The organism is Vibrio artabrorum, assembly GCF_024347295.1.
Taxonomy (GTDB): Bacteria; Pseudomonadota; Gammaproteobacteria; order Enterobacterales; family Vibrionaceae; genus Vibrio; species Vibrio artabrorum.
The window spans coordinates 195,117-220,530 of the sequence record NZ_AP025458.1 but is presented as its reverse complement, the minus strand read 5'-3'; the positions used below and the strand labels follow the sequence as shown (position 1 = coordinate 220,530).

The window sequence follows — 25,414 nt, the reverse complement described above, 5'->3', positions numbered from 1 at the left end:
CCGATAACATGGGTGTCCCGTATTTTTCAATTTTCACACGTCACTTTCCGTGAGTGTTTGACGACAGTTTCTCACAGTAAGAACTCTGATTTCGTGACTTAGACTATATATGATGCGGTAATGCCCAAATATGATTTCACGATAGTTTGTATGGGGTAACTCAGACACCGTACGCCCCATTTCAGGCATACTGCTTAAAAGTTCCGTTTTATCAAAGATTTCATTCACCCAATTTTCAGCAGCAACAGGGTTGTCCAAAGCGATAAATTCAGCGGTGTCACCTAGCTTTTCTTGCGCCAAAGGTGACCAAATTACTTTCATCGCTTAATACGCCCTAGAACTTGAGCTCGTGCATCTTCGTTAGAAACGCCTAAGTCAGAAGCTACCTGGGCTTCCGCTGTTCGTATTTCTTCTAGTAACTCAATTTTCTCTTGCATTGCTTCATATTCGGCAACGTCTAGAACCACAGCGACACCTTTACCACGTTGAGTGATAACAAGTGGTCTACGAGTCTCGTTGATTTGCTTGATAAATGACGTTACGCCAGCGCGAAATTCAGACAAAGGCTGAATATCTTGATCAAAGTGAATACGACTCATGTTAAACTCCAAGTAGTACAATTCAATGTACAAATAATAGTGCAACTATCAATTTTCAGCAAGAGTCTGATTTTATGTTAAAACGCTTTCTAAACGGCAAAACGCCCCTGAGTGTCAAATACATGGGTTCAGTATTTTGGACGGCTAGATTTGAAGCGATTTGGTTTACTGTAGCTTAACTAGCTTAACTAGCTTAACAGTAAGTAAGGCAATAGGCTGTCAGGGCAAGATGCAGATTACCTCTTAGCGGTAAAAGGTAATCAAAAACGATTGGAGCAAGCGATTAGCCAAGTGTTTAATTCTAGTATGCTTAATAGTTTTGAAGGTGATAAATACGTCACTCAAGAGAAAGGACATGGTCGTACAGAAACGCGTTTGAGTATGGTTGTTCACAATACAGATTTCTTAGGCGATATAGCGCTTGATTGGGTGGGACTCTCCACCATTGGTATGGTCGTTTCAATTCGTCAAGAAGGTGATAAGCCAGCAGAAAGAATCCAAATCAAGCACTACATAAGCTCAGCAAAACTGACGGCTAAAGCTTTACTAGAGAGCACGCGAGCACATTGGAGCATCGAAAATCAGATGCACTGGCGATTAGACGTAGGTTTTAAAGAAGATGAATGTCGGATACGCCGAGAGCAAGCTGGTGAGAACTTAGCTGTGATAAGGCATATTGCTTTAAACCTGCTGACGGAAGAAACCAGCTTCAAAGCAGGGATAAAAAGAAAGCAGAAAAAAGCGAACCGTAACAACAGCTACCTTTCGCAAGTCCTTGCAGGCCAAGGGGCTTCGTAATCTTGCCCTGCCCTGTATCGCCAAATACATGTCCTGTATTTTTTCTGATGGATGCCACCGTTTCTTTTACTCACAAAATGGTCTACACTAAGTTACTTATTAAGTAACTTAGTGTAGACCAGTGGCTAAGGTAGAAAAACTAATTTCAGCTATGGCTGAATCAAGTAAATTTGGCAAAGGCGTATTCAGTAAGGCTGAACTTGCCTACCTTCTCAATGTCGAACAAACACCCCGTTTTAACAAATTTCTGTACGACTGTGTTAAAAAAGGCACCATTAATCGAATCGCTAATGGTCTTTTTGAAAGCACAATCACCCCTCCAAATCCCCGAACTGCAATATATGAAGTCGCCCGTAAATTAAGGCCTGGCTACCTAAATTATATAAGTTTAGAGAGTGAATTATCACGTACTGGAGAGATATCTCAAATCATTATGGATCGCCTGACTCTAATGACTCGGGGGCGAAGTGGGACATTTAAAACTCGCTACGGAGTGGTTGAGTTTACACATACTAAGCACAAAGTATCACAGCTTGAAAATGACCTATTCTTCGACGAAGAGGTGAAAATGTATCGAGCTATGCCTCATCGAGCATTAGCCGATTTAAAAAGCTGTAAACGAAACCTACAAATGATAAATCACTAACTGGGCTCTCTACTATGCTAAAACAAAAAATAGACGAAATTCTAAAACGTAACCCTGAGTTAGCACCCGTTGTTGAAGTGATCGAAAAAGAGATACTTCATCATGATATTTTGCATGTCATGACAGAACACGGGGCACTACAAAGACTCACCTTCATTGGCGGTACCTCACTACGCCTTTGCTACAACAGTTCTCGGTTATCTGAAGACTTAGACTTTAATGGTGGTCATGATTTTAAGCCATCGATGTTTGATGGGCTTGAGGATGAAATACAGAGCTTTTTGCAAAAGAAATATGAAATACCTGTATACGTCAATAAACCTAGCCCAGACAAGCAAGGGAATACATCATCGTGGAAAATCAGCATCGAGAAAGAACCAAACCGTGCTGATCTGCCCAGACAGAAAATGCACATTGATGTTTGTGCTTTACCCTCTTTCGATTTGACAAATCGAGTGCCTATAAATCATTACGGAATCGACACACCAACAGAAGGTATGCTGATCCGTTGCCAAACAATGGACGAAATTTTAGCTGATAAATTCATTGCTTTAGCATACAGGGCAAGGCGAATTAAGCCCCGTGATGTGTGGGATATTGTGTGGCTAAATCAAAGAGGCATTGAGGTCAATAACCAGTTAATCAACAACAAACTAGAGGCCCGTGACAAAGAACGTGATGACTTTTTGATTGCGCTGGGCAGGCAAATGAAAAACCTAACTGAAAATGATGTAGTTAAGGCTGACTTCAACAGCGAGATGAGTCGATTTGTACCTCAAACATTGCAAGCAAAAACGCTTGATGTACCTGAGTATTGGGACTATGTGAGAGAAACAATCAGTAACATGGGTAAGAGAGTTTCACAACCAAGCTCACCCACAAATAAATTTGATATGAGCCTTTAGCTTTATCTTAGGTTGCTGTCTCATTTAGCAATGAGTATACCCCGTAAAACCTTCCCCCAATCGTTCATGTCCTTTATTTTTTGCTTCGAAGGGATACTGTCTTTTATTGCCTAAGTTGATCAACCTGAGACTCTGTTAAGCCAGTTTTTAACACAATTGTTTCATTGTCCAGAATATCTAGCAAATTACGGGCAATATCTAACTTACCTTGAGCAAGCCCCTCAGCATGTCCTTCCGCATGCCCTTCGGCCTTACCATCATCAAAAGCAGTATCAATCACGTTATTTAAGTCTCGATAATACTTTAGGCTATTTTCATATTCCCTTTGTCTCTCTGGTGGTAGTTGGGCTAATTCAGCTTCTTCAAATAGCGACTTAAAAACCCCCTCAGACAAAGATTCTGGATAACTCTCAAGCGAGTCTAGGTTTTTGAATACATACATCCAACGCTCGAAGTGACTCTCTAACTCATCAAGTTGCTTAGTAAACTTTGGCATTTCAAGGTAAATATACGTCAATTTGTCGTAGAAGACCTTATGAGTCTCTACATCTGAAAGCTTCACCTTGTAGAAGTACTTATCTTGCTCTGCTTTGTCTTCTTCAAACACAAAGTCTAGGATCGCGATGGTGTAAATCGCTTTCAGTTCAAAGTTCCAGTTGCCCTTTTGAGCTTGCTCTTGGATAGGAAAAGAGGAGTAGAAGACACTACGATCTTTAAAAAAATTCTGTTTTGATTTTTGCAGCTCAACAATGAATTTTTCCCCTTTTTTCATTCTCACAGTAGATATCAAATATCGCTCGACGATCAATAATCTGCTTGCCTAACTGCTCGTTCGAAATAAACGTTAAGTCAACAATTGTCGACTCTTCACCTTCAAGTAAAGTGTTTAAGAAGTCCATCAAGATGGTTTTATTCGCCTCTGTACCAAATAGTTTTTTAAAACCAAAGTCGGTAAAAGGGTTAAGATACTTGTCTGTGAGATAGGTCATTGATTGCGCTCCCGTGCCACACTTCATTAGAAGAGACTGTAATTATAAACAGTATGTTTATTGTACATAGAGCGTTGAAGTTGTGCAAATAACAAAATGTGAGCGCTAACGAAAGTAGTTCGCCACTTTAGCTTTGTTATTCACCCATGACCGGTTGGTATGAGAGGCAAAGGTTTCTAACTCATCTAACGTACCAACGGCGCAACTACCTGAGTATTGGAACTATGTGAGAGAAACAATGAGTAGCATGGGTAAGAGAGTTTCACAACCAAGCTCACCCACAAATAAATTTGATATGAGCCTTTAGCTTCTTAGGCTGCTGTCTCATTTAGCAATGAGCATATCCCGTAAAATCTTCCCCCAATCGTTCCTGGTTTTCAACCTATTGGGGATAATATCCGGCACAAAAACTGTCTCAAAAGCGGCTCAGCCCTGAGACAGTTTTTTTTAGGCTACTGTATTAATGAAGAAAAAAGGATCACAAGGATCACGCCCCAATGGGGTGAGACAGTTCCCTTTCGAGGACTAATATTGGGAGCTACGCTTTTTTAGTTCTTTCCAATGCTTATTTTAATAACGGTAAAAAAACAGCACCTAGTACTCCGCTAGAATCGCCATGCTTCGCTTTGACAACAGGCGTCGTTACTGACTTACTAAAGGTATATTGAGTCATTTTTTTCTGTACTAATCGATAGACTAAATCTTGGTTAGACATGCCACCTCCGAGTACGATGACCTCTGGATCAATAATATTAACTATTGAGGCTAATAGACGTGCTAATTGGTCACAGTATAAATCGATGTGTTCGATACACGTCTTATCACCTAGCTCAGCTTTTTGGAAAATTTTAACCGCGCTCAAAGGGTGATGTTTAAGTGCCCAAGTTCTCTCAAACCCTGAGCCAGACACAAAAAGTTCATTGCAGTTACTTGCACCGCAATAACATTTCGTATTCGCTCCATCTTTAAACTCAGAAAAGTGCGGCAACGGATTGTGACCGATTTCCCCTCCTAAGCCATGTTGCCCATCAACAATGCAGCCATTGATGATAATTCCGCCTCCACAGCCAGTCCCTAAAATAACGGCCAAGCAAGAGTTCTTTGCAAATTGAGCAGCTCCAGTTTCAAATTCAGAAATCGCTAGACAGTTTGCATCATTAGTTAGCGCAATAGGCACCGTTGGATAGCTTAACTTTAGGTCCGATAAAAAATCCTTTCCGTTTAAACAGAGAATATTTGCTCTTTGAACTAGCCCAGTAACTTTATTGATGGACCCTGGGCACCCAATACCAATAGACTCAACATCTTCCAAGCTCATTAATTCATCGACTACAGATGCAACCGATTGAAAAAAATCGTGATAGGTATTCTTTAACGTCGGTTTTCTAATTCGATGAAGAATCTCATTGCTATTACGAGATACAATAACGCCTTCAATTTTTGTTCCGCCAATATCCAGTCCTAAAAGCACAATACATCCCTATAACATTGATAAAGCCTAGTTGTATACACGTGCTATTTGTCCCGTACCTTTTAATTGGTACTGAGGACTATCACAAGACACAAAGAGAGACTCACCTTTATTTAAATGAATCGATTGAGTATCGCTCTCAACCGTCGCATCTCCGGCGATGCACATTAATATTTCTGCACTGCGCGTAAAGATGGTTTGCGGCTCCTGAGTAACATTGAAAATGTCGAACCCAAAATCATCAACCGGTATAGGGAAGTGAATATAACCTTCTCGATTAATTGGCTTAAGTCTAAGCTGTTCCGGTTCCATGGAAGCGAAAACTGTATTCTCTATCAACTGCTCTACATCGATATGCTTAGGCGTCAATCCTGCTCTTAATACATTGTCTGAACTCGCCATGATTTCTAGCGCAGTGCCCTGCACATAGGCGTGGGGCGTTTCGGCGTGTAAGAACATTGCCTCACCCGGTTGTAACTCGACAATATTTAGCAGTAAAGGCGCTAAGACCCCATTATCCCCAGGGTACTGATTGGCAAAATTTTGGCTGTACTCTAGCGCTTGTAATGCATTTGTCGATAAATCAGTCCTATCGTAATGACGGCTTAACTGTTCTAGTACAGCGTCTTTTTTATCATCTGCTAAGGTAAGCACGTTGGTAAATAATGCCTTTAAACCTTGTGAGTCTGGTGCTTGTTTTAATGCTGCCACATCATCGCTCAGTACTTCAATGTTCACCTCATCAAACAAAGCAATAATATCCATAATAGGTCTAAAGCCATTCATCGCCTTATAGACGGTAACGGCATACACCAACTCAGGCTTGTGATTCAAGTCTTTGTAGTTACGGTTACCTGCAGATAACGCAATACCCTGAGCGTTCTCTCGTTCAAAACCGATTTCAGAATTGCGCTTATTAGGATGTACTTGGATGGATAAAGGGGTACGTGCAGCCAACACCTTAAACAGGTAAGGCAGTTGCCCATAACGGTTAGCCGTATAGTCACCCAATACGCTCTTACTATTTTCTTTAATGTATTCAGCTAGCGTAATATCTAGCTCAGCGAGCTTTGAGCACCCATTGGGATGTGCCCCCATCCATAACTCGGCTTGAGGTTCATTGTTCAGGTTCTCAAACCCAAACAATGAACTCAGTGAGGTGTAACTGCCCCAAGCGTAGTTTTGTATGACGTTGTTCAGTTTATAAATCATAAAGGTAGAAACCGTATCGATATTCGTTCTATTGAGCTGGAATCGTTATGTCTTGCACTTTACTAAGTACAGATTCAACCACCGCACTCGCCTCTTCCAATGAATCAGCTTCCGCATAACAGCGAAGCTCTGGTGCATTACCAGAAGGGCGAAGGTGTACGATAACGCCACTGGATAACGTCATTCTTAGGCCATCGGTGGTATCTACTTTTTCAATAGTTTCATCAAAACCCAAATTACTTAACAATGATTGGGGAGCACGTGTGCCGTAAGCCAAAATAGCGACACTTTTTTCTGTCGCAAAACTTTGAATACGGTCACTGTGACTGAATCTCGGTGGTAAATCGTTCACCAACTTTGCTATCGAAGTAGTTTTAGCCGCTGATAACAGCATCAGTGCTGGCAATACGGCATCACGTGTGGGCAATGCTTTTAATATTTGACCGTTGACTTCAACATCACTGCCTAACAAGAAACCACCGTTCGCTTCAAAGCCAGCAATACGAGTAAAGTTGTCAGACAAAGCCTCAAATTCAGCAATCACATACGGCGAACCAATTTGGGTTTTGGATACCATTTTAAATGCGCTCGATTGTTCAATAATCGTATTGCAACTCACTGGAATTGCCAAAGCGTCAATACCCATCTCTTGAGCGCACAACAACCCTAAAATATCACCACGTAGCCACTCACCATTCTCATCAGCGACGAGTGGACGGTCACCATCACCATCTGTAGAGAAGATGAAATCGAGGTTATGCTCTTTTGACCATACTCTTGCTTTAGCCTTATCCACCTCTGCGACAGCTTCAGTATCGATTGGTACAAATTCATTGGTGCGTTCAAGAGAAGTCACCTCTGCGCCCAGTGACTTAAACAAGCCGGCGTAAATATCACGGCCCGCACTGGAGTGCTCATAAATGCCAATGCGCTTACCTAACAACATGTTTGCCTCAAATAAAGACGTATAGCGTTGAGTATATTCTTGGGCAGCAAATGCGCTTGTTTCCAACTCTGGCAGTTCAACCACTGGGGAAAATTCAACTTCTGCATTCAAAATAGCTTTTTCGTCGGATTTAGTAATTTCACCATCTGGGCGGTAAAACTTAATACCATTGCGATCAAAAGGAATATGACTACCTGTGATCATAATACATGGAATGTTATCCTGCATTGCAGTATAAGCAAGAGCAGGCGTCGGCACTACACCATAATAAATATCACCATAGCCCATTGATTTAATAGCGTTAATTATATGGCCTGCCATCTCAGGACTACTTGGTCGATTATCTATAGCTACTGCTACAGAGTCAAAATCAAACTCTTTTTTTATTACCTCAATAAAAGCATAAGCGAAGGCAACACAAACATCTGATGTAAACTGTTCAACTAAACCACGCGCACCACTGGTACCAAATTGAATACCGGAGTCCTTTATTACTTTTGAACTTACACATACTAAGTCAGCCATATCAGTACCCCTCACCACCTTCGTCCACTCTAACAACATCATCTTCTTGTAAATATGAACCTGTACGAACCTCTATCAATTCAAGAGGAACAACTCCTGGATTTTCAAATGAATGAGGCGCTCCAACAGGAATAAACGTAGACTCGTTCTCGATAACTAAATAATGATCATTCCCGTTATATACCCTTGCTGTCCCTGATACCACAACCCAGTGTTCAGCTCGGTGATGATGAATCTGAGTCGCTGTCTTACCTCCTGGCTTTACAACTACTTTCTTAACATGATAACGCTCTCCATCCGCAACATGATCATGCATTCCCCAAGGGCGATACACATCACGATGATGTTGGAACTCAGTGCGACCTTCAGCTTTTAAATTAGATACAATGTTCTTAACATCTTGCACTTTATCTCGATGAGCTACTAATACAGCATCTTTGGTATCAACAATAACTAAATCCTTAACACCTACTGCCGCAACTAGTCGGCTGGAAGAATTAATATAGCAACGTTGTGAGTCGTCAACCAATACATCTCCACGAATCACATTGCGTTGCTCATCTTGTTCACTAACTTCCCACAAAGATGACCAAGCACCAACATCACTCCATCCTGCATCCAAGGGACATACAATAGCATCACTTGTTCTTTCCATAACTGCATAATCAATGGACTCATCGGGACACTTCTTAAATGCTTCTTCATCAAGACGAATAAAGTCTAGATCGTTATAGGCACCTGAATATGCGCTCTTTACTGCATCTAGGATATCTGGACGAAACTTCTCAAGCTCCTCCAAATAACGAGAAGCCTTGAACATAAACATTCCACTATTCCAGTAGTAACAACCATCGTTTAGATACTGTTTTGCAACAGATAGCTCAGGCTTCTCTACAAACGCGTCAACCGAATACGCATCATGCCCAGGTAATTTGTTACCCCTACGGATGTAACCATAACCTGTTTCCGGGTTAGAGGGAACAATACCAAATGTGACAAGCTTACCTGCTTCAGCTAAAGGGATTGCCTTATCTACCGTTGCGCGAAAGATGTTGTCATGTTTGATAAGATGGTCTGCAGCCAAAACTAGAAGTACAGGGTCTTGATCTCCTTCGATGGCTCTAAATGCAGCCAAAGCTACTGCCGGAGCGGTATTTCTTCCAAATGGCTCCAAAATAATACCTGAATGTTCAAAGCTATGAGAGCGCAGTTGCTCTGCAGCTAAAAAACGATGCTCCTCATTACATATTAAAGATACAGGAAGATGAGTTAACCCTTCTAAACGACTGATTGTATCTTGTAACATGGAGGTATTATTTATGAGTGGTAGAAACTGCTTAGGATGTTGAGTACGAGACATAGGCCATAGACGCGACCCAGATCCGCCGGCCATAATAATAGGAAGAATTGAATTATTCATTGTTTTTTAACTCAAAATATAGTGCTTCAAAGGAAGAAAGCATTTTATCAACCGTAAAATGGTTTTCATAACGCTTTTTCGCTTCAAATGAAAACATGTTGTAATTGTCGAAAATGTCTAAGAAACCTTTAGCAAGGAGTTGTGAATTTTGAGGTGGAACAACAATGCCAGAGTATCCATGTTTATTAACCCAACTAACACCAGAACCAACAATATCAGTTGAAACTACGGGTTTCCCGAGACTCATTGCTTCTGCTTGAACCAAGCCGAAGGCCTCAGAGCGATGTACTGAAGGCAAACAAAAAACGTCAGATATGTTGAAGTATACATTAAGCTCTTCATCCGTTAGTCTCCCAAGAAGCTTTACTCTATTAGAAACACCAACAGATTCAATCTTATCAATCAAGCTTTGCTTAAGCTCACCTTCACCGCCAATTAAGATCAAATAATCATCTGGCAAGTATCGAGCGGCTTCAATGAGAAAATCAAAACCCTTGTAATAAGTTAACCTACCAAGAGAAAATATTATTTTTTTACCGTCAAAATCGTTTTCCAATCTATATTTATGAATAACATCTTTCGGAAGAGGTGGTAAACGTTTAACTCCAATGGGTATAACACCGCATTTTGAATAGAAACCTTTTAAATCAAGAGAGCTATCCAAATATTTTTGAGATGTGGCAACGACCATGTCAGATTTTTTTAGTACCGAACTCTGAATAACGTTATAAAATTTTTTTGCAATTTTTTGTTTGAATATATCACTATGCCAATGAATAATTACCTTTGCTTTAGTTGGAAAAAAAAACAAACAAAACGCAGCCATCGGATTTGGAAAATGAACATGAACTATATCGTAGTCGTTTCTTACTTCAATCCAGTGTTCCAAATATTCTTTTGAAAAAGGAGTAGACAAAATAGTGAATAGAATGTTACTAGAAAATAAACTTCCGCCCAAACTTGAAAAAACACTACCATTGTCAATATCTTTCTTACAATAAATGACATCCATATCAATATTTTCCATTGACTCGTTCGTATGTTTATAAAGATCATATGTAATAGTTTCAATGCCACCATAAAAAGGAGGGAAATACTTCGCCAATTGAAGGACTTTCACTATAAACCACCTACTAAGTTATCTTTAATAGAATTAAAAGAATATTCATTTTCTTGGATTTCCCTTAATTCCTTAAAATCTTTAAATGTATAATTATTATTTCTAAAATAAACAATTTCTTCTACTAGATTCTCACAGCCGTCCCCTAAAAAACGCAACCATCTACTATTGGTTTCGAGAGCCTTACTATACCCTATAAAGCTATGCGTAGTTCCCAAAACAGGAAGGCCGTAACTTAAGCTCTCTGCAACCTTAGTTTTCATTCCGCTACCAGATATAACGGGGGATATAAAAAAATCTGAATCCTGAAAAATTTCATTCATTTTTTCTTTATCTGGAGAACAAACAAAGATGAATACATCTGCATATTCTTTCATTTGATTTTTAGAAACCACATCACTCAATTTATATCCAGACACTATCACTTTGACACCAAACTTTTTCAGATTTAAATACTGTTTAAGTAAGATAGATAAAGCTTCATAATTCGGTTTAAAGGCAAAAGAGCCCGTAAACAATCCTGTTTCAAAAGTTTTTTTTGAGAATAGGTTATTTCTTAAAGGGACAGAGATTGGGAGTATATTTCTTTCTCGATTTAACCTGTAAATTTCACAAGCTCGTCCAAAATCATCATTTGTTATAAAAGTTACTTTATCTGACAATCGATAAGATAATGATTCAGAGACAAACCTAATGCCCTTTTCAACAAGATTAACGGCACGACGAGCAAATGAAGAACGTTCATTAATAGAAAAGAGATCAAATTCTATATTATCAGAAATACAGGTTACTTTTATATTTTTATAAAATAAATTAATTAGCAACAATAGAAACCAATGCTTACCCGAATGAAAATATACCTCATTAACATCAGACAAACAGCGTAAAACTTTAAAAACAGAGAAGACACTGACTGATGGATGGAAAATTAAACGAGAAGTTATATCTCTCACAAGAGTTCTTTTAATAGAATATTCTTGATATTCAGAATTAACAGAAAACACTTTAACATTGTAAAAACAGTCGGAGAGAGCATGAATTACTTGTCGAACATAAATAACCCCTCCAGTATTCAAGCTTAAGTCTTCGTCTGTAATAAAAAGTGCTTTTTTTTTATTATTCATTAAAACCTCGAGCTAATTGTAAGTAAACGCGTAGTAATTCTCTTGATATTGAGTTCATGGAAAAGTTATCCTTCGCGTATTTTTTTAATACTTCATCAGAATGCTCTTTCTTATGGAGTAACTTGTCTATTGATGAAGTGATAGACTCTACGCTATTGGAATCGCAGTAAGTCGCCATATTAGCAAAGTATGAACGTACAGGTCCGCAATCACCGACAATTATATTCTTCCCATACATTAAAGCTTCAATGTTAGAAATCCCTGGCGTTTCAAGTTTACTTGGAAGGATGTGAAACTCCGAGTGTCGGTAAAGCCATGACAGTAGTGAAGACTTTCTATCAAGCAATCCTGTAAGAATCACTTTATCTTTGTGCGTAGCTACAAGTTCGTCAAACTCAGTTTTGTTAGCAAGCTCAGCAAACCTTGGTTCTCCAACTAATACTAATTTTGAGTCCAAACTTGCTTGAGATTTTAAAAAAGATTTTATTAGATTATTAGTATTTTTCCTTTCATCAAAAAAACCGACTGCCAGTATAAACTTATCGAGAGATTGAATGAAATCTTTGTAATTTACATCAACGTTTTCCTTGGATAAAAACTCATCCTCTACTCCGTTAAACAAAACTTTAACTATATCGGCATTTCCTGAGAAATATGAGCAAAATTGTTTTTTTTCAGGCTCTGAATTTACGATCACCTTGTCAGCCAAAGAACTTATTTTATTTAAGTCTCTGAATAGGTTAGAAAATGGGAGCTTTTTACCAATAAGGGAAGCAATACGATATGAAAAACACTTTTCTGTAAAAAAAGTAGGGCTAACTACTATTTTGATCTTTGGATATTTACTTTTTACATGCTTTATTAAGTTTAAATATGAGGAAGAATGTCCGAACAAATGTAATATATCAACTTCTTTCAAATCGTCCTTTTTGTAATAGTCTAAAAATGAAACGTCGATGGAACTTGAAAGAGAGTTAAGATACTGAATAGACTGCACCTCTTTACCACCAAAAGCGACAGAATATGGATAATCAGAAAATAACTTAACCTTAATCATCGGTTAATCCTCTCAAAAACGCCGCACCAGAACCCCAAAACAATTTTAGAGGACAGCTTTCTTTTTACACGATATCCTTTACAAAACATACTTAGAATATATATCAACGGTAACTTTAAAGTGGAAAAAAAATACTTGCCGTAATACTGTTTATGAAAACCGTCACCAAGTGCATAGTTGAAATGCTTTACTCGCGCCTCTTCAATATCACGGGGACATTCCCATAGGACCAAGGCATCTGTCATTTTGATATCTACTCCTAACTTAAGAATATCAAGAACAAACTTTGTATCTTCACCAGCGAAAGAACCTAATGGATAGCCATCGACCTTTTCCCAGAGTTCTTTTCTAAACGAAAAGTTTCGTGAAGAAGGAAGAAAACTGCTAAGTTTAAAGTCCTCTTCTTTCGGCATGAAATTTCTTGAATACCAAACGGAAAAGTCTGTCGTTGTTATTGATTCATAAACACCGCCAGTACACAGTATGTTCGATTCCTTTTCCAGATAAGGCTTTATTAAAGTCTCAAACCAAAAAGGGTCTAGCGTACAACCAGCGTCAGTAGTAACTATGATTTCATGCCTGGTATTTTTTATAGCAACATTTCTACCTCGAGATATTGGAGCAGAAGAATGTTTTTTGTTACAGAGAGAGTCTACAATTATTCTAATATTTAATTTAGCATAGGTATTACTAAATCTCTCTAAAATTTTTACCGTATCATCAGTAGACCCACCATCCACTATAATAAATTCGTCAGCTTTTAAACTCTGATTTAAGTAACTATCTAAGAAAGACTCAATATTTTCCTGCTCATTATAAACAGTACAGATTAAAGAAAACAAACTACCTCTCCCAAAGTTCTAAATAATTTTTCCGCATTGAATCCCAAGAATGATTCGATGAGAACTCATATGCTGTTTCTATCATTTTTTGTTTTTCCAATTGATTTAAAAACAAAGCATTATTAAGAGTTTTCTTAGCATTACAAATATATAGCATGGACTGAGAATTTGGAATCATTCTGAGATAATCATGCTTTAGCTCATTGTCATACACTGATATTACTAACTTTTTCCTAGCAAAGCTTTCAAGAATTCCTAGGTATCCAGATGTTAAAACAAAATCACAGTTATCTATATAACTTTCGATATCTTTAACAAAACCATGATAATTAATTACTCGTTTTTTTCCGGACTTGCTAATAAATTCTAACACTTCATCACGTAAAGAACCGTCACCACAAATATCCACTATAACATTAGTATCTCTAATATTGGAAATTTGCTCCAAATACTCTCTAATACCCGTATCAGGCTCTAACCTACCGATAAATAACAGTTTTATTACATCGTTTTTTTCTAATGGATATGATTTTTTTTTATGCTCTAGACAGGTAAAGCTCGTTGCTCCATAAGAGACAACATCAGAGGTCGTACTATACCATTTTTCTATAAAATGTCCGATAGAAATAGAACCATCACAAAATTCATTAATAATTTTTCTTTTGAAAATAACGCTTTTTCTAGGTGGGAAAGTTCCTTCCCAACCATGGAAGGTAACATATATTTTCTTTTTAAAAATAGCCTTTGCCATAAGAACAGATAGCAAATTCCATCCCCAGATTGTAAAGTAATCATGAAAATGAACGTAATCGGATTTAATTATAACTTTAATTAAACGCAAAAATTCAAAATTTACATACAATCGATTGATAATGCCATCTCTTCCAGCTAGAATTCTTATAATATTAATCCCTTCATAGTTTTCATTTCTTCTAGCATTTTCATTTTTAGTAACAGTTATTACAGTAACCTTATAACCATCTAAAGTGAATTGTCTTGATAACTCTAAAACATGCTTTTCCACCCCTCCTACATCAGGGTGGAAACGAGCACAAACAAATGTAATTTTTTTCATAATCGTCAAATAATGTATGCAAACTTAAATTTTATTATAAGCTTTCATATCAAGTTGGATAAGCCGAACATAAATAGAGATATTAAGCAGGCTGATAATGAAAGCCTTTGATCAATACCTAATTTATAGTTAAATAGTAATGCACCGAAAATCATTAATACATAGCTAATCATAGATGAGTATGCGCCTATAATATAACCATACTGTTCAACGAAAAAGATGTTTATCAAAAAGTTAAAAAGTGCACCAACAATTGTCAAGTAAAGAATCTTAGAGGACGATTTACTTGCATGAAGGCCTCTTGAAACACATATGTAAAGGAAGTATAAAAATAACACATCCACAACTAGCACTATATTTTTTGAAACATCTTTATACTCTAAAGAGCTATAGAGTGTTACCAGTCGAAGACTGTTTAAATCTATAATATACCGAAATGGCAGATACAATACCGCGCCAAGAGTGATTGACAATAAAATGAGCTTGTCATAATCGAGTCCTTGCAAGAAACATTTATTATAGTGAGAAGAGAGCACAGTATTAAAGCTTCCTATTACGAAACTAAATACTAACAGATACATCATTATAGTATAGTCGGCAACTTCGCCAGCGCCTAAATATGCGCTAATTATCAATCTATCACTTGATGAGATAACCCAAAACCCAATTTGGCTAAATTGAATTACCCATCCATATGAAAAGCAACCTTTAGTTATCTCGTTTAACTCACTTTTATTTAATGACGGATTTCTATATATCTTTTTTCTATAAAATGAATATATTACACAAGTAACAAAAAACACATTAAATAATATTTCACTTATTTGCCTTGCAAATAAAGCATCGTTAAAATTATATATCAAAAAAAATGAGGACATAATTAACAGAAATCTAAAACAAGCGATAAGCATAATTTTAAGATGCTTGCCTTCAATTACCCACAACGAAGTTTTAATCTGGTATAGGAACCCAAAAGTAACACTCACAATTGCTGTTAACAATATAAGCTCATCGACGTTCAAATACTCACTCGAATAAGACAAAAAATAGTTAGCAAAAGCTAATGTATTAACTATAAACAATGACAAAAAACAAAGTTTGTAAACTTTAAATTCTAAGTAATCAAACTTAAATGATTTATTCCATAAACTCAACTCTCTAAAAAGAGCGCTGTTCTGCCCATTAATAACAAATAATAATACGAAGGAAGCCAATGTGTAAGCGGTTGCGAGTTGACCAAATTCCGATTTATCGAGAACTTTGGAAAGGAAAGGTGTAAAGATTAACCCAGTAAGCTTCTCTATTACTAACGTTAATGTAACAACTCCAAAAGACACAAAAAAACTTTTGTTCACTTTGCTAACCCTTTAATGAACATATTGGAAATAGTCTTGCAAACCTATTACCCAAGCTTTGATGCTCCATCTCTTTAACAACCTGCTCAACATCCTTAAAAGCATCAGGATCTTGCTCAGAAATACTACCACTACCCACTTTAAAAATCTTGATACCTGTTCTATTCAACTTTTCAATCGTAGCGCTCTCACTAAATGCACCTTTTGCTACATGTTTATCCATTATTCTACCAACGCCATGGTTAGAAGATCTGTAAGCTGAATAATTATGAGGGTTAGCCATAATATAAGACTCGGTACCTAACGCGCCGGGTAAAGCAAACAGGCTGGAATCTTTTAGGTGCTGCACACCATTACGTTGCACAATAAAACTTTGACCATCGTAAATTTCTACCGAAATAGAATCATGGCTATGACTTCCAAATCTAAGGTCAGATATTTTACCATTTGAAGATCGTGCAGAGTTAAAAAACTCAGAGACAATCATATCTCGATTCATTTCACCAAATATAGAGGCAAAAAAATAGGACTTGAGTAAGTTTTGTCCGACAATAGATTCAGAAGAAATACAGCGATGGGGATCTTTCCCATAAATCAACTTAGTAGTATTTTTAAAGTCTGAGAACAATGTTTTTGTTTTAAACCCGAAGTAACTCAATTGTCTCATTCTATAGACAGAAAGCGATATAAGCCTTTTAAGACCCTTTAAGTACCATAACTCATTTAAATTTGAATAATATATTTGGATTAAATTCCCAACAGCTATCGAGTCCGAGTGAAGAATATAAACATAATCTCCAGTATTCAAACGCGAATCTTTTTGGTAGACTTCTTGAGCTTTCTGAATTTCAAAAAAGTGGTTACCGCCTCCTAAAGTACCAAGACTAACTTGAGCTGCTTTTATTATTTTTTTAGGGATCAACCTATTGAACTCAATTTCAATATCCTCTTTAGTTTGCAAACCAAAAACATCCTTTAAACTAGGGTCTTTATCTAATTCCTTTAAAGCATATTCGACAAACATGTTCGAAATATCTTCCTTAGAAAATTTTATTTTCTTTGAATAACTTTCAAGTTTTTTAGAATAACTTTTGGACATGCTTAAGATCGCTTGATCGTCCAATTCACTTGATTCGATTTTTCCAAAAGTAAATCCACAATTAGTAACGCCGAGCATAGAGGTTAATATTCTATTTTTACTCTTAGTCAATAAACCATTTGTAACACTCGATCCTTTCTTATAGTGAATATCTGGAAAAACACTTATCTCTATATTTTCCTTTTTAACTTTTCGTTCCAAATCACTCAGTACTTTTTTGCTTCCATCATCAGGGATTAATTTTTCATTCAAAAAATACTTCATTACTTTACAAGCTCCTTCATCGTTACTTCTATATTATTTTTAATATTACACAGAAGATGTTGTTTTATATTATGGTTTATTTTAGAACTAGAACTAGAACCTGAAAAAAGTCGAAAATCAGATATAAAAGAGTTCATCATATTAACCTCTGGAGCTCCATTAGAAATAATTAGAACATCTAAACAGCAATTGTTGATTTTTCGGTTAATTATTTTATCAGACATTACCAACTGATACATTTCAGTGACTATCTGTTGTTCGTTGTTTGCTTTTATAGTACCTAACTCTTTGATTTTTTCATCCATGAAAATAACATGCATATTTTTGGAGACTGAACAATTTCGGGAAACTCTAATAGGTAAGTTAAGTCCTATACCCATTTCTCCATTGAACAAGACTAAATTGTCAGCTTCAACGTTCCATCCAAGTTCAACCAAATGTTCTACAATCGTACTTTTCCCTACACCATCTAATCCATACAGCATAATATTTCGATTGTCTTTCGTAATAAGAGCTGAATGAGTCAAAAAGAAATCACTATGGATAGAATAAGTTGCAATAATAGGACTTAATACTTCTTCATAAAACCTATTATGGAGATAAGAATACCCTTTGGCTCTAAATTTAACATACTCAAAAGCTTTGACCGAACTTACATTTACATTACAAATGTATTTATCTTTATCAAAATAAAATTGGAACTTCTTATTTTTTGCTCTGTATTTTTTTACAATTGTAAAAACGTTATCCTTATAATTAGAATTCTTAGAGAAGCTTATATCTTCTTCTGATAAAAAGTATTGTTTATACTTGGAGTCTAAATTAAAAGAAAAACTAATATCATTACCTTCATTATCAGTATATTCTTCACTTTTTAAGTAAGCATAAAACTGTCTCTTAGAAAACTCATATAGATTTTTATCATTAATTGTAATGATAATATTACCTAATAATGGTACGTAAATTTGCATACAGTTTTTCAATTATAATCTCCATTTTAAAATTAAATTTCTCTCTTATTTTTTGTAATGAATTGCATTGGTATATATTTATATTTGCTAAAGTTTGACTATCATTAGCAAACCAAGATTTATATACTTCTGCACCTCTACCAAAATCAATAGAAACCTCGTCTTCTATACTTTTTTCAATTAAAGATTGGATTAAGATTTTTCCTGGAGAGTAACTTGAATAATGCGTAGAATACGATGGTATCGCAGATGTTATCGAGCCGTCAGTATTTACGTAAGCAAAATGTATCGCTGTTTTTTTACTACCGAAGTAAAGCGTTGATATTATTGATAAATCACTTTTTGAGATGTCAATTAAGAATTGCTTTAGTTTCGGTATATCATCAAAAGGACCTCCATTCCAACGTGATTTATGTAATTCAACTAATTCTTCTATAACATTATCACTTATATCTTGATACTCAAATTTAGAGTCCAGATTTTCTCTTAACTTAAGGTTATTTATATTTCTCTTCTTATCATCTCTTTGTTTCTTCTTTAATTTAAAAGTGCTTTTATTAATTAAAGGAATCACATCAGAAATAAAAGATTTATATGTAATATTACTACTATACAAAAATGAATAAATGATTGCATAACTTTTAAGCGATGTATTTGTGTGTTTTATTTCTATTGAAAAATTTAGGCTATAGATATATTCAATTGCATCTTTAAAGCATTTTTCATCAGAGTAGATAAAAGAACATTGATCATAAAGATCTGGATATGTTCCTATTACTCTCAGATTGTTTTTATATACATACAATGGAGTTATAGATAGGAGATTACCATTCTTAAAACTCAACACAATATTGGGTTGATATTCATTTCCAAAATATTTAATCCACTTACTGCACCAAGTGAATGTTCCATTGTAAGATACTTTTTCTAGAGATGACGGAATTAGTTTCTCCCACGCATATTTTAAATCGCTGGAGAACACACCAACACTAATAATACTTTCATCACTATCAACTATAGTGTTAGCTCTTGTTACAAGATCATACTTTAATGAGTTCAGTTTGTAGTTATCAATATTGATTTCACCTTTTTTCCCATACGTTCGATACAGATCCAGTAAGTCAAATCCATTGGGTTGATGTTCCCTAGAGAACTCGAAATCAATTAAATAAATAGTACCATTGAATTTTACTATATTATTTTTAGTAAAATCTCCATGCTCTAGAACACATTTTTTATAATTACCTAAATATAATTCTTCTTTATATTTCTGATATTCATCCGTTAGTTTAATTATATTTCTATATCTATCCGGCCAAGAGCTTAGCAAACATTCGAGTGAATATTCTTTGTTTAACTCGCTTTTAGTAATACTAGCAAGTCTGTCCGCATAAAACCTAGCTTGTTCAAATTTCACTTCCTCTATATTCTCAAAAAATTTGTAAGTCACATATTTATTTTTTTTAATTTTTTCGATAGAGTTATATGTATTGATTTCAATAAATTCTAATGCAGCAAATTTTCTTTCAAAAACACAGTTTCTTTCTAAATAAAAAAGCTGAGTATTATTCTCAGCCTTTTCAACTATAATTTTTCCGCTTTCTGTTTTTACTATTTTCTTCTTCCTACACCTAGCTGTAGCTTTAATGGGATTATCGAATACTAATAGTTCAAGATCATTATTTTGCATTGAGAATATCTCTAAGTTCACTATACGATATTTCAAGATACACCTCAGCTGATTCGCAACCAACCTCAAGACCTCGAAATTCATTAAGCAGCTTTACTTTTTTATGATAAGGGACTATTGATACTTGTGATTCAAATAGTTGAAGTGCTTCTAACTTCATTTCAATCTCTTTAGTTATATCGATAAACTTATTAAAACTAGGAAGAGGAGTCCAAACTTCATACATCAAAATTTTTATTTTTTTTGATAGCTTTCCTTTACTTATTAAACGGACTATTTCCCATGCAATTGCTTTATGGTCAGGATGGTGCTCGAAAACACTTGGGATAAATATTAGTTTCATGTTGTCAAAGTTAATATTGTCTAAGTATCCGGATATATTCTTTAAACTACCATCTTCTACTCGTAACTTAATATTATAACTAACATCTAGGAAGTTAAGTGCGTTATCTAGTTCTTTTTCCCGTATTTTTATAGTATTTGTCGCATCCTCATTGGGAATTCCGTAGTCACCACTTGTTACACTAATCACACTACCAAATGTATGAAATTTGGTTAGCAACCCTCCACAACCAATCGTTTCATCATCTGGATGAGGGGATATGACCAAAAATTTTTCGCAATTAATTTCTTCAGGGTGTTCTTGAAGAGATGTATACATAAACTTGTATAGATTTATGTACTTTGTTTTATTATAAATCTTATGTAATTTTTTCTTAAAAAAGGACTTCATTTATGCTCCTTGGAAAATAAAACTCAACACTACTGATTGTCACCAAACTTTATTTTTTGTAACGCAAAAATGAAAGGTAGTGTAATTACATACAATCCAACGAAAGAAACATATGTAGAAAGGGATATAGTAGAAAATAGTATGGATAATTTTAAGTAGTAATTATCACATAACGTAAACATATTTTTTATTTTGTATAAAAAATAAAAAACAATAGGGATGCCGCCGATGACTAGGGCATCTGCTAGCCCAGTTTTAAAGCTATAATTTACACCTGTTCTTACTATTGTTTCAATTTCTCTAGTATTACTTTTTGTAAATTCTAATGCCTGCAATATATAAATTTTTCCTTGGCTATAATACCCCCAAAAACCTAAACCAAATGGATTGTTAATTGCTGCATTTATGGAAGCTATGCCTAAACTAGTTCTAGTCGAAAAACTTGTGTATTTTTCAATATCAACCATTAATGCGCTTATAGCTTGTGTAACAATTAAAACAAAAAAAAGAGCACTTAATATGATAACGAATAAAGTATTTATATTTAGTTTCATTCTTCGAAGTTCAAGTAATCCATATGATAAGAATATCGAAAAAATAGCTCCCTTTGAACCAGAAATAAAAACAGCAAAAAATATAATTATCGTAAAAAAATGCTTACTCCTAGACGTAACCGTAGAAAAGTACAAAGTTATAATAATTCCGGCTGTAGCTCCTAATAAAGAACTTTCAGTAGAAAACCCTCGAGGCCTCAAAGTCCAATATTCTTGCTTATGTAATATACCTACGAACTCCAAGGATAAATAGTCAGATATTATAACTCCCAAAATAACAAAACATAAGGAGCCTATTATAAAATAATTTATATTTACTATTTTTTGATGTGAAAAGTACACAATAGGAAATAAAGAAAAAAAGCAAATTACGAATAATTTCATTCCTTCAGTTATACCTGTTACCTGATTGTCATATATAATTATTAAAAGGTAATTTAAACAAGAAAAAAACAACAACCAAAATAAAACTAGGGAAAATTCATATTGCCCTAATTTTCTCTCTTTAATACTATTGAAAAGGTAAATTAAAAGCATGAAAGGTGTCATTATAAAAGACAAGTTTGCCCCTAAATATCCTAATGGTGAACTTTGTAAGAATACATCTTGAAATGGTAAAAGGACGATAAAAACCCCGCCAACAAACTCATATATGTTTCTTGAAATCATAATACTCTTTATTTATGTGATTACTCATAGACCGGACACCAGGGTTCCCGCATGAGTTGCAAAATTGTTAAGAAGATAATGTCGGTTAGCGTGTGCTCTATTTTCCAAGCTTGGCGAGGGTCTCGAATAACTGAAAAAGGCTTAATCCATTCATTAGGCTAAATATCTGCTGCTAAAAGACAGTATATGATCACACCTAAATCTGATCATCAAATCGATCTTGGATGTATTAAGATTATTGTGACTTCAGTATCTAATTCATGAAAATATCACTTCACCTCACCCCTTATTCCATAAGGGGGTTTCATGATCTTGCCCTGATTCCGCACAGCATGGCTGTCACCACTTGAAACATCACTTCAAAGAAATCATAAGTGATTTTTCGCTCCTGACGACTATCACTCAATATGTTAAAATGGTCTTTGAATTCATCTTTTCAATCTCATTCGGTTATCTAAACAGTATAAGATCACCACATTCAACCTATTTTTGAAATTTCACTCCGAAAATTTGAGAAACACTGCGAAAATAACATGCGGGAACCCTGGCCTTTAAACATGGGCACGTTGATGATTTTTCCCTACTGCGCCTAGTTAAGCTGAAAAGTTGCTATCGCTAGCCCTGTTAATATTGATATTTCTGTTATTTATCCAATTTTAATAATTCATTCAAGATACGCTTACAAGCTTGTCCATCCCCGTAGGGGTTATGCGCAAAACTCATTGCTTGATATGCAGTATTATCTGTTAATAGAGTATGCAAGCTCGCTGTAATCGTATTTATATCCGTTCCAACTAACTTAACTGTACCGGCTTCAACCGCTTCTGGTCGCTCGGTCGTATCTCGCATCACCAATACAGGTTTCCCTAATGAAGGCGCCTCTTCTTGAATGCCACCCGAGTCGGTTAAAATGATGTGCGCGCGGCTCATTAAGTAGATAAATGGTAAGTATTGCTGAGGCTCAACAAGATGAATGTTATCAATGCCAGCAAGAATACGGTTAACGGGCTCACGTACATTTGGGTTAAGGTGCATCGGATACAAAATTTGCGTCTCTGGATGAGTTTTTGCCGTAATAGCAAGCGACTCACAAATACGTTCAAACCCACCACCAAAACTTTCACGGCGATGACCGGTAACCAAAATTAGCTTTTTGTTTTCATCTAAAAACGGGAACTGTGCAGAAAGCGTTTCATTCAAATCTTTATCTGAATCAATTTTGTCTTTGACCATCAGCAAGGCATCAATGACGGTATTACCCGTTACTGAAATATCTTCTGGATTAAAGTTCTCTTTAAGCAAGTTTTCTTTTGATGTTGGCGTTGGTGCAAAGTGATATTTGGTCAACGCGCCCGTTAGACGACGGTTACCTTCTTCTGGCCAAGGCGAGTAAATGTTGCCCGTACGCAGGCCAGCTTCAACATGACCGACTGCGATTTGCTCATAGTAAGCCGCTAGGCTTGCAGCGAAGGTTGTGGCTGTATCACCGTGCACTAAAACCACATCAGGTTTAAAATCTTCTAGCACTGGTTTAAGCTCTAACAAAATACGCGTGGTGACTTCGTTGAGCGTTTGACCGACTTTCATTAAGTTCAAATCATAGTCTGGCGTGATTTCAAACAACTCTAAAACTTGGTCAAGCATTTCACGGTGTTGAGCGGTAACACAGCACTTTGCTTCAAAGCGCTCATCGGCCGCTAAAGCATGAACAAGAGGTGCCATTTTGATGGCTTCTGGACGTGTGCCGAAAACCGTAAGGATTTTTTTCTTAGTCATTTATGAAGTTTCCAACCGACAGGTGAAATTAAAGAAGTGATTTTTTGTGACTTTTGACCTCAGTAATAAAAACGCACTGAGACACTTTTCATCCATTTTGAGACGGTCGACTTTCGCCCATCCCTTATAAAACCTAGATTTTGCTTACTTTCTTAAAACCGCCCCAATAGGCCGCCAAATCGGATTTTTCAACCTTTAGGCTTGTCATCCATTCGCATTTGGGTACGCTACCGCCCTTAGGTTTGGCTCCTAAAGGCAAGGTGAAATCACTTTTTATGTTTTTTCACACGGTTCTAATTAGCATTAATTCTAGCAAAACAAGGGCGTATTAACTAGTAACAATATTACCCGGCCTAGTTAGTTATCACGCATTTAACCGCCAGCAGTATCGTACGTCTTGCAGGTACTGGGATCCTATGTAGTAGCGGTTTTCTTGTACTGCGCTGCAATGGCAACATTTTCTATATCAATGAAAATATTGCCTTTGCGGTACAGCGAGACAAAACTCTGATTGTTGTTTACCGCCTTCAATGCGCATTAGCCTTTGTGAGCAATGATTAACCAGCAAAGCCAATAATTCGCCAATGCGCCCTTCAATTCGCGCTAGTCTGTAAATAATCACACGGTCACAGGTTAGAATCCGAACTCGACGATTCGGATTGAACTAGAGCCTTAATACGCGCTTCGAACGGGTTGATGTACAACCATGCTTGCATACCATGCCCTTCTTGCTGTACATCTAACTTGAGGTAGGCGCAGCTGATATATATCATCAACGCGCTTTATCCGTTTTACAACCCCTTGTTTTTCGAGTTCATTAACGGTCCATATTGCGCCAAGCAATATAGAGAAGGAAAATACACGCTGCGCGCATCTGCATTGTCGGCCAATTTTAAGAGCACCAACTTACTGATAGGCGAAGCAATTGTCATAGGATGAAAGAAAGAGAGATAACGCCGAGTTCCGCAACGCCTTCCTCTGTATTCTGCTACCCTTTCTCGCTATACTCCTATCCTATAATTTTTCGCCCTATAACGTATAAGAGTTCAAGATATGCAAGAGTTAGTTCCATTTGTTCAAGATAATATGATTTTAGCCATCGTATGGATCGGCTTGGTTGTTGCCATCATTGCGAACATTATCAAGACATCAAACGCAGCCTACAAAGAGATCACAGCTGCGCAAACCACACAACTCATTAACCGTGAGAACGGCGTTGTGGTTGATATTCGTACTAAGGATGAGTTCAAAAAGGGCCATATTACGGACGCAGTTCACATTTTGCCGTCAGACATCAAAGCAAATAGCTTTGGTAGCCTTGAAAGCCACAAAGCAGACCCAATCATCGTAGTATGCAAGACAGGTCAAACCGCTCAAGAAAGCGCGAACTTGCTGGTTAAAGCAGGTTTCGAAAACGTAAGCGTACTGAAAAGTGGCTTAGTGGCTTGGAGCGAAGCTAACTTACCTTTGGTTAAAGGCAAGAAGTAGTTAAAGGTAATAAACCATTAACGACAAGCAGTAAGCTGACCTAATTACACGAATATGACTTTAAGGTTTTGTTCGGCTATATGACG

General features: G+C 36.4%; 24 protein-coding genes and 3 pseudogenes. 4 read left to right on the top strand and 23 right to left on the bottom strand.

The window, feature by feature from the left end:
- Positions 1-33: 33 nt before the first annotated feature.
- Positions 34-321: a type II toxin-antitoxin system RelE/ParE family toxin gene (locus OCU36_RS01045; protein WP_261838665.1), complete on the bottom strand. Its 288-nt coding sequence runs from the start codon at positions 319-321 to the stop codon at positions 34-36.
- Positions 318-599 carry a type II toxin-antitoxin system Phd/YefM family antitoxin gene (locus OCU36_RS01040; RefSeq protein WP_261838664.1) on the bottom strand — a complete coding sequence of 94 codons (282 nt, stop codon included), beginning with the start codon at positions 597-599 and terminating at the stop codon, positions 318-320. The genes OCU36_RS01045 and OCU36_RS01040 overlap by 4 nt, the downstream gene beginning before the upstream one ends.
- A 222-nt stretch (positions 600-821) precedes the next feature.
- On the opposite strand from OCU36_RS01040, the pseudogene OCU36_RS01035 reads away from it, so the two are divergent.
- The 3 genes and pseudogenes from OCU36_RS01035 to OCU36_RS01025 all read left to right on the top strand — a co-directional run.
- Positions 822-1,397, top strand: a pseudogene (locus tag OCU36_RS01035) (ISAs1 family transposase); the annotation flags it as partial.
- A gap of 121 nt (positions 1,398-1,518) precedes the next feature.
- Positions 1,519-2,043 (top strand): type IV toxin-antitoxin system AbiEi family antitoxin, encoded by a 525-nt coding sequence (gene abiEi / locus OCU36_RS01030; protein WP_261838663.1) that lies wholly within the window; start codon positions 1,519-1,521, stop codon positions 2,041-2,043.
- Positions 2,044-2,057: 14 nt separating this feature from the next.
- Positions 2,058-2,948 (top strand): nucleotidyl transferase AbiEii/AbiGii toxin family protein, encoded by an 891-nt coding sequence (locus OCU36_RS01025; RefSeq protein ID WP_261838662.1) that lies wholly within the window; start codon positions 2,058-2,060, stop codon positions 2,946-2,948.
- A 103-nt stretch (positions 2,949-3,051) separates the two neighbouring features.
- Here the strand turns inward: OCU36_RS01025 and OCU36_RS01020 are convergent, their stop codons facing one another.
- From OCU36_RS01020 to OCU36_RS00920, 21 genes and pseudogenes are all read right to left on the bottom strand, one after another.
- On the bottom strand, positions 3,052-3,720 hold the full coding sequence (locus OCU36_RS01020; RefSeq protein ID WP_261838661.1) for an Rpn family recombination-promoting nuclease/putative transposase: 669 nt from the start codon (positions 3,718-3,720) through the stop codon (positions 3,052-3,054).
- Positions 3,692-3,937, bottom strand: a complete 246-nt coding sequence (locus OCU36_RS01015) for an Rpn family recombination-promoting nuclease/putative transposase (RefSeq protein ID WP_261838660.1) — start codon at positions 3,935-3,937, stop codon at positions 3,692-3,694. The genes OCU36_RS01020 and OCU36_RS01015 overlap by 29 nt, the downstream gene beginning before the upstream one ends.
- A gap of 565 nt (positions 3,938-4,502) precedes the next feature.
- Positions 4,503-5,408 carry an ROK family protein gene (locus tag OCU36_RS01010; RefSeq protein ID WP_261838659.1) on the bottom strand — a complete coding sequence of 302 codons (906 nt, stop codon included), beginning with the start codon at positions 5,406-5,408 and terminating at the stop codon, positions 4,503-4,505.
- Between the two features lie 27 nt (positions 5,409-5,435).
- Positions 5,436-6,620: a mannose-6-phosphate isomerase, class I gene (gene manA, locus OCU36_RS01005; protein WP_261838658.1), complete on the bottom strand. Its 1,185-nt coding sequence runs from the start codon at positions 6,618-6,620 to the stop codon at positions 5,436-5,438.
- 28 nt (positions 6,621-6,648) lie between these two features.
- Positions 6,649-8,091: a phosphomannomutase gene (locus OCU36_RS01000; protein ID WP_261838657.1), complete on the bottom strand. Its 1,443-nt coding sequence runs from the start codon at positions 8,089-8,091 to the stop codon at positions 6,649-6,651.
- A 1-nt stretch (position 8,092) separates the two neighbouring features.
- Positions 8,093-9,511 carry a mannose-1-phosphate guanylyltransferase/mannose-6-phosphate isomerase gene (locus OCU36_RS00995; protein WP_261838656.1) on the bottom strand — a complete coding sequence of 473 codons (1,419 nt, stop codon included), beginning with the start codon at positions 9,509-9,511 and terminating at the stop codon, positions 8,093-8,095.
- Positions 9,504-10,631 carry a glycosyltransferase gene (locus OCU36_RS00990; RefSeq protein ID WP_261838655.1) on the bottom strand — a complete coding sequence of 376 codons (1,128 nt, stop codon included), beginning with the start codon at positions 10,629-10,631 and terminating at the stop codon, positions 9,504-9,506. The genes OCU36_RS00995 and OCU36_RS00990 overlap by 8 nt, the downstream gene beginning before the upstream one ends.
- Positions 10,631-11,755: a glycosyltransferase gene (locus OCU36_RS00985; RefSeq protein ID WP_261838654.1), complete on the bottom strand. Its 1,125-nt coding sequence runs from the start codon at positions 11,753-11,755 to the stop codon at positions 10,631-10,633. Before OCU36_RS00985 ends, OCU36_RS00990 begins: the two co-directional genes overlap by 1 nt.
- Positions 11,748-12,812 (bottom strand): glycosyltransferase family 4 protein, encoded by a 1,065-nt coding sequence (locus OCU36_RS00980; protein WP_261838653.1) that lies wholly within the window; start codon positions 12,810-12,812, stop codon positions 11,748-11,750. Before OCU36_RS00980 ends, OCU36_RS00985 begins: the two co-directional genes overlap by 8 nt.
- On the bottom strand, positions 12,809-13,654 hold the full coding sequence (locus OCU36_RS00975) for a glycosyltransferase (RefSeq protein WP_261838652.1): 846 nt from the start codon (positions 13,652-13,654) through the stop codon (positions 12,809-12,811). The genes OCU36_RS00980 and OCU36_RS00975 overlap by 4 nt, the downstream gene beginning before the upstream one ends.
- 1 nt (position 13,655) lies before the next feature.
- Positions 13,656-14,729, bottom strand: coding sequence for a glycosyltransferase family 4 protein (locus tag OCU36_RS00970; protein ID WP_261838651.1), 1,074 nt, complete (start codon positions 14,727-14,729; stop codon positions 13,656-13,658).
- Between the two features lie 44 nt (positions 14,730-14,773).
- Positions 14,774-16,084: a lipopolysaccharide biosynthesis protein gene (locus tag OCU36_RS00965; protein ID WP_261838650.1), complete on the bottom strand. Its 1,311-nt coding sequence runs from the start codon at positions 16,082-16,084 to the stop codon at positions 14,774-14,776.
- Positions 16,085-16,088: 4 nt separating this feature from the next.
- Complete coding sequence (locus tag OCU36_RS00960) at positions 16,089-17,447, bottom strand: RtcB family protein (RefSeq protein WP_261838649.1); 1,359 nt, start codon at positions 17,445-17,447, stop codon at positions 16,089-16,091.
- Entirely contained in the window at positions 17,447-18,418 is a 972-nt protein-coding gene (locus OCU36_RS00955) for a hypothetical protein (RefSeq protein ID WP_261838648.1), read from the bottom strand. Before OCU36_RS00955 ends, OCU36_RS00960 begins: the two co-directional genes overlap by 1 nt.
- Complete coding sequence (locus OCU36_RS00950; RefSeq protein ID WP_261838647.1) at positions 18,390-20,108, bottom strand: GNAT family N-acetyltransferase; 1,719 nt, start codon at positions 20,106-20,108, stop codon at positions 18,390-18,392. Before OCU36_RS00950 ends, OCU36_RS00955 begins: the two co-directional genes overlap by 29 nt.
- A complete protein-coding gene (locus OCU36_RS00945; RefSeq protein ID WP_261838646.1) occupies positions 20,098-20,841 on the bottom strand; it encodes a PIG-L deacetylase family protein in 744 nt (247 codons plus the stop codon). The genes OCU36_RS00950 and OCU36_RS00945 overlap by 11 nt, the downstream gene beginning before the upstream one ends.
- A gap of 29 nt (positions 20,842-20,870) precedes the next feature.
- Positions 20,871-22,064, bottom strand: a complete 1,194-nt coding sequence (locus OCU36_RS00940; protein ID WP_261838645.1) for a hypothetical protein — start codon at positions 22,062-22,064, stop codon at positions 20,871-20,873.
- A gap of 642 nt (positions 22,065-22,706) precedes the next feature.
- Entirely contained in the window at positions 22,707-23,840 is a 1,134-nt protein-coding gene (gene wecB / locus OCU36_RS00935; protein ID WP_261838644.1) for a non-hydrolyzing UDP-N-acetylglucosamine 2-epimerase, read from the bottom strand.
- A 364-nt stretch (positions 23,841-24,204) separates the two neighbouring features.
- Positions 24,205-24,480: pseudogene (locus tag OCU36_RS00930) on the bottom strand (hypothetical protein).
- Positions 24,467-24,613 carry a hypothetical protein gene (locus OCU36_RS00925; protein WP_261839746.1) on the bottom strand — a complete coding sequence of 49 codons (147 nt, stop codon included), beginning with the start codon at positions 24,611-24,613 and terminating at the stop codon, positions 24,467-24,469. Before OCU36_RS00925 ends, OCU36_RS00930 begins: the two are co-directional and overlap by 14 nt.
- Positions 24,588-24,772: pseudogene (locus OCU36_RS00920) on the bottom strand (helix-turn-helix domain-containing protein); the annotation flags it as partial. The pseudogene OCU36_RS00920 and the gene OCU36_RS00925, both read right to left, overlap by 26 nt.
- A 121-nt stretch (positions 24,773-24,893) precedes the next feature.
- Here OCU36_RS00920 and OCU36_RS00915 point away from each other — a divergent pair.
- Entirely contained in the window at positions 24,894-25,328 is a 435-nt protein-coding gene (locus OCU36_RS00915) for a rhodanese-like domain-containing protein (protein WP_261838643.1), read from the top strand.
- Positions 25,329-25,414 lie beyond the last annotated feature (86 nt).

Bases quoted from the DNA above. Each gene is read 5' to 3' on its own strand.
- OCU36_RS00980 (WP_261838653.1), bottom strand. From the start codon at position 12,812: ATGATTAAGGTTAAGTTATTTTCTGATTATCCATATTCTGTCGCTTTT.
- OCU36_RS00995 (WP_261838656.1), bottom strand. From the start codon at position 9,511: ATGAATAATTCAATTCTTCCTATTATTATGGCCGGCGGATCTGGGTCG.
- OCU36_RS00945 (WP_261838646.1), bottom strand. From the start codon at position 20,841: ATGAAGTCCTTTTTTAAGAAAAAATTACATAAGATTTATAATAAAACA.
- OCU36_RS01015 (WP_261838660.1), bottom strand. From the start codon at position 3,937: ATGACCTATCTCACAGACAAGTATCTTAACCCTTTTACCGACTTTGGT.
- OCU36_RS00950 (WP_261838647.1), bottom strand. From the start codon at position 20,108: ATGCAAAATAATGATCTTGAACTATTAGTATTCGATAATCCCATTAAA.
- OCU36_RS00985 (WP_261838654.1), bottom strand. From the start codon at position 11,755: ATGAATAATAAAAAAAAAGCACTTTTTATTACAGACGAAGACTTAAGC.
- OCU36_RS01020 (WP_261838661.1), bottom strand. From the start codon at position 3,720: ATGAAAAAAGGGGAAAAATTCATTGTTGAGCTGCAAAAATCAAAACAG.
- OCU36_RS01000 (WP_261838657.1), bottom strand. From the start codon at position 8,091: ATGGCTGACTTAGTATGTGTAAGTTCAAAAGTAATAAAGGACTCCGGT.
- OCU36_RS01040 (WP_261838664.1), bottom strand. From the start codon at position 599: ATGAGTCGTATTCACTTTGATCAAGATATTCAGCCTTTGTCTGAATTT.
- manA (WP_261838658.1), bottom strand. From the start codon at position 6,620: ATGATTTATAAACTGAACAACGTCATACAAAACTACGCTTGGGGCAGT.
- OCU36_RS01045 (WP_261838665.1), bottom strand. From the start codon at position 321: ATGAAAGTAATTTGGTCACCTTTGGCGCAAGAAAAGCTAGGTGACACC.
- OCU36_RS00960 (WP_261838649.1), bottom strand. From the start codon at position 17,447: ATGAAGTATTTTTTGAATGAAAAATTAATCCCTGATGATGGAAGCAAA.
- OCU36_RS00925 (WP_261839746.1), bottom strand. From the start codon at position 24,613: ATGATATATATCAGCTGCGCCTACCTCAAGTTAGATGTACAGCAAGAA.
- wecB (WP_261838644.1), bottom strand. From the start codon at position 23,840: ATGACTAAGAAAAAAATCCTTACGGTTTTCGGCACACGTCCAGAAGCC.
- OCU36_RS00915 (WP_261838643.1), top strand. From the start codon at position 24,894: ATGCAAGAGTTAGTTCCATTTGTTCAAGATAATATGATTTTAGCCATC.
- OCU36_RS00940 (WP_261838645.1), bottom strand. From the start codon at position 22,064: ATGATTTCAAGAAACATATATGAGTTTGTTGGCGGGGTTTTTATCGTC.
- OCU36_RS00970 (WP_261838651.1), bottom strand. From the start codon at position 14,729: ATGAAAAAAATTACATTTGTTTGTGCTCGTTTCCACCCTGATGTAGGA.
- OCU36_RS00955 (WP_261838648.1), bottom strand. From the start codon at position 18,418: ATGCAAATTTACGTACCATTATTAGGTAATATTATCATTACAATTAAT.
- OCU36_RS01025 (WP_261838662.1), top strand. From the start codon at position 2,058: ATGCTAAAACAAAAAATAGACGAAATTCTAAAACGTAACCCTGAGTTA.